The following is a 3182-nucleotide window of genomic DNA, read 5'->3' as shown; positions in this document are numbered from 1 at the left end:
ATGCGGTTTCGTCCTCTCAAACTTCGCCTTCGCCATCTTTTCCCTTCCTCCTCCTCTGTTTAGCTACATTTGCATTCAGTTTCCAATTTTCATCTTTTCAGCTTAGAACTTGCCAAAAGCAAAAATAAAGATGTCCCTTTCTCCGTCTTTGCAACATTTTTGCGATAATTAATAAATGGAGCCCATGACCGGACTTGAACCGGTGACCTTCGCCTTACCATGGCGGTGCTCTACCGACTGAGCTACATGGGCACAAAATAAAAATTTAATTGGAGCGGGTGATGGGAATCGAACCCACGCCGCCAGCTTGGGAAGCTGGAGTTCTACCATTGAACTACACCCGCATTTTTAAAGCATAACCTGCAGCAAGATATATTTTAACTTGGCGTAATTCATTTGTCAACATATCTTTTTAGAATTTTTTATCTTCCTTCCTCGTGGTGACGTTCTTCGAGATATCGTTCTAATTTTCTCTTCACTCGCTGTAAGGCATTATCTATGGATTTAACATGCCTGTCCAAATCAACGGCTATTTCCTGGTATGATTTACCCTGCAAATAGGATATGAGAACCTCCTGCTCCAAATCGCTTAAAAGCTCATTGATCTTACTCTCTATGTTCATGAACTCTTCACGGCTTATTATCAGCTCTTCAGGATCGGAAACCTTTGCTTCCGAAATGACATCCATCAATGTGCGATCAGACTCTTCATCATAAACGGGTTTATTGAGGGATATATACGAATTCAACGGAATGTGTTTCTGCCTGGTAGCGGTTTTGATGGCAGTAATGATCTGTCTGGTTATGCACAGCTCAGCAAAAGCACGAAAAGAGGAGAGCTTGTCCTGCCTGTAATCCCTAATAGCTTTATAAAGCCCGATCATCCCTTCTTGCACAATGTCTTCATGGTCAGCGCCTATTAGAAAGTAGGACCTAGCCTTTGCCTTTACAAAATTCTTATATTTATATATCAAGTATTCCAATGCCTCTGCATCGCCTTTTTTTGCGTCCTCTACTATTTCTTCATCCAGCATAAGCTGGAAACGGCTGTATTCGTTTGCTACAGCCTCGGCTTTCACCCCAATCTCCCCCAAACCACACCCTATAGGTAAACTTGTACTGCCATCAATTTTACATTATATATTATCCGACATACCAAAGTCAAGCCATTAGCTGACTTTACCCCATTTTAAGACGCTCTAATACTTCAACTCCTTTGTCTCAACACTTCATACATCAATATGGCGGCTGCAACCGAAGCGTTTAAAGAATTTATCTTTCCCTTCATGGGAATACCTACCAGATAATCGCATTTCTCCTTTACCAGCCTTCTAAGCCCTTTCCCTTCGCTCCCAATGACCAGAGCTATGGGCCCTTTCATGTCCTGTACATTATAGGGTGTAGCTTGTGCCTCTGCTCCCACCACCCATAGTCCTTGTTCCTTCAAAAGTTCAAGGGTGGAGGCCACATTAGTAACCTTTGCCACCGGGACGTATGCCACCGCTCCAGCAGAAGCTTTCACAACGGTGGGAGTTATCCCCACCGCCTTCCTTTTGGGAATGATGATGCCGTGAACACCGCAACACTCAGCCGTCCTTATTATTGCCCCGAGATTGTGAGGATCCTCTATGCAGTCAAGCACCACCACAAAGGGCGGCTCATTGGTGCGTCGAGCCCTCTCCAATATATCCTCCACCGAAACGTAGGTATAGGGCACAACCAATGCAATTATGCCCTGATGTGCTCCCGTCTGGGACATGCTGTCCAGGCGCTTTCTGTCAACCTCCTGAACTACAATTCCTCTCTCGCGGGCCATTCTCAATATATCCCTGACAGCGCCCTCTCGACTTCCTTTGGCCACCAAAATCTTTTCGATGGTCTTACCCGCCCGCAAAGCCTCTATCACCGGGTTTCTGCCTTCCACTTGCCACTGGAAATCTTCCATCCCTTGCATCTCACCCATTCTATTTTAACCCTCCATATTCCCTGTGAATCCTTTCAAATTCCCTCCTCACCTCATCGGCCCTTCCGCAGCTCATCTCCCCTTCAGGACATGCGCCCCTGATACACCCCGGTCCGGCGTTCATAAAGATGTTAGGAGCTACCTGCAGCACCAGCTTGAGCATCTCCTTGGCCAGATTCCTTATCTCCCATTGAGCCCTGTTGCAGCAGCGCAAACTAAAAAAGTGTAACAATTCACGGGCGTTCATGGTGACCAAAAACTTGGTCTCAGCCGCATTAGGCAAGACAAACCGGGCATCCTGGTTGGAAGCTTCTCCCTTGTCTCCCAGCAGCTGTACCCATTCATCGTACCAGCTCTGGATGATGGCCATCTGTTGCTTGAATTTATCCACATACGTCTGTCCCAAAGCCTTTATGCTTTCAGGAATTATGTAATTGAAAGTCCTGCCATCTTCTGACCTCTCGGACACGTACCTTTGGGATTTTACGCTAAAGCTGGCAATTCGATGACGTGTTATCTGCGCCAGCAAGCTCCTGGATACTCCTTCCACACCAAAGGTAAAGCTGGCATGTTCGATGGGTGACAGATGCCCCATCTTAACAAGCTTGGATATAAACTTTGACTGGTCTTTGCTCGCAATCCCTTCCCTCAAAGTATCTATATCGGCTGACGAATAGCACAGCTTAGCAGCCATAGCCACAACCTCTTCCGGATTGGGCGTGTAGCTCAACAATTCCACGTGAAGTTTAACCTCACTCACCTTTTTCCCCCTCTTTAACGCTATCCAGTATATAGTCCAGTATTTCCAATAACCGCTCGTCTTGGCCTGTCAAATATAAATAGCCCAGCAGCGACTCAAATCCCGTAGCCCACCTGTAATCAGCTACAGTGGCATTTCTGGGCATGGTCCCCGGTTTTGCATTTCTACCCCTTCTTACCACATCCAGCTCCTCCTGGGTCAAAAACCGCTCGATATGGCGAAGGGTATCGGCCTGTCCCTTGGCACGAACAAAATTTATGGCCCTCACATGCAGCTTACTCACCGGAGCATCATAGGCCATAACCAAATAGGTTCGCACAAAAAGGTCATAAATGGTATCCCCTATATATGCCAAGACAAGAGGATGTATCATGCCCACGTCAAGAGCATCAAATTTCTTATGCAATCGTCTCTCCAAATGCTCAAGCAGTTCCTTCATCCATTTCAACTCCACCGCCA

General features: G+C 46.5%; 4 protein-coding genes and 2 tRNA genes. All 6 read right to left on the bottom strand.

Features of this window, described 5'->3' with window-relative positions; all coding sequences use genetic code 11:
• Positions 1-176: 176 nt before the first annotated feature.
• The 6 genes from FWJ59_RS08920 to FWJ59_RS08895 all read right to left on the bottom strand — a co-directional run bounded on the left by FWJ59_RS08920 (position 177) and on the right by FWJ59_RS08895 (position 3177).
• Positions 177-252, bottom strand: a tRNA-Thr gene (locus FWJ59_RS08920).
• An 18-nt stretch (positions 253-270) separates the two neighbouring features.
• Positions 271-344, bottom strand: a tRNA-Gly gene (locus FWJ59_RS08915).
• A 78-nt stretch (positions 345-422) separates the two neighbouring features.
• Positions 423-1079, bottom strand: a complete 657-nt coding sequence (gene sigH / locus FWJ59_RS08910; protein ID WP_414481586.1) for an RNA polymerase sporulation sigma factor SigH — start codon at positions 1077-1079, stop codon at positions 423-425.
• Positions 1080-1207: 128 nt separating this feature from the next.
• Positions 1208-1963 carry a 23S rRNA (guanosine(2251)-2'-O)-methyltransferase RlmB gene (rlmB, locus tag FWJ59_RS08905; RefSeq protein ID WP_414481585.1) on the bottom strand — a complete coding sequence of 252 codons (756 nt, stop codon included), beginning with the start codon at positions 1961-1963 and terminating at the stop codon, positions 1208-1210.
• Between the two features lies 1 nt (position 1964).
• A complete protein-coding gene (gene thyX, locus FWJ59_RS08900) occupies positions 1965-2723 on the bottom strand; it encodes an FAD-dependent thymidylate synthase (protein ID WP_414481584.1) in 759 nt (252 codons plus the stop codon).
• Positions 2716-3177 carry a Mini-ribonuclease 3 gene (locus tag FWJ59_RS08895; RefSeq protein WP_414481587.1) on the bottom strand — a complete coding sequence of 154 codons (462 nt, stop codon included), beginning with the start codon at positions 3175-3177 and terminating at the stop codon, positions 2716-2718. Before FWJ59_RS08895 ends, thyX begins: the two co-directional genes overlap by 8 nt.
• Positions 3178-3182: the final 5 nt, after the last annotated feature.

The organism is Caldicoprobacter sp. (genome assembly GCF_047459465.1).
In the GTDB taxonomy this organism is placed as follows: Bacteria; Bacillota; Clostridia; order Caldicoprobacterales; family Caldicoprobacteraceae; genus Caldicoprobacter.
Note: the sequence above shows the minus strand (reverse complement) of the source record. Positions and strands in the feature narration are given on the sequence as shown.

Excerpts from the sequence above, each read along its gene's own strand:
- rlmB (WP_414481585.1), bottom strand. The coding sequence starts at position 1,963 with ATGGGTGAGATGCAAGGGATGGAAGATTTCCAGTGGCAAGTGGAAGGC.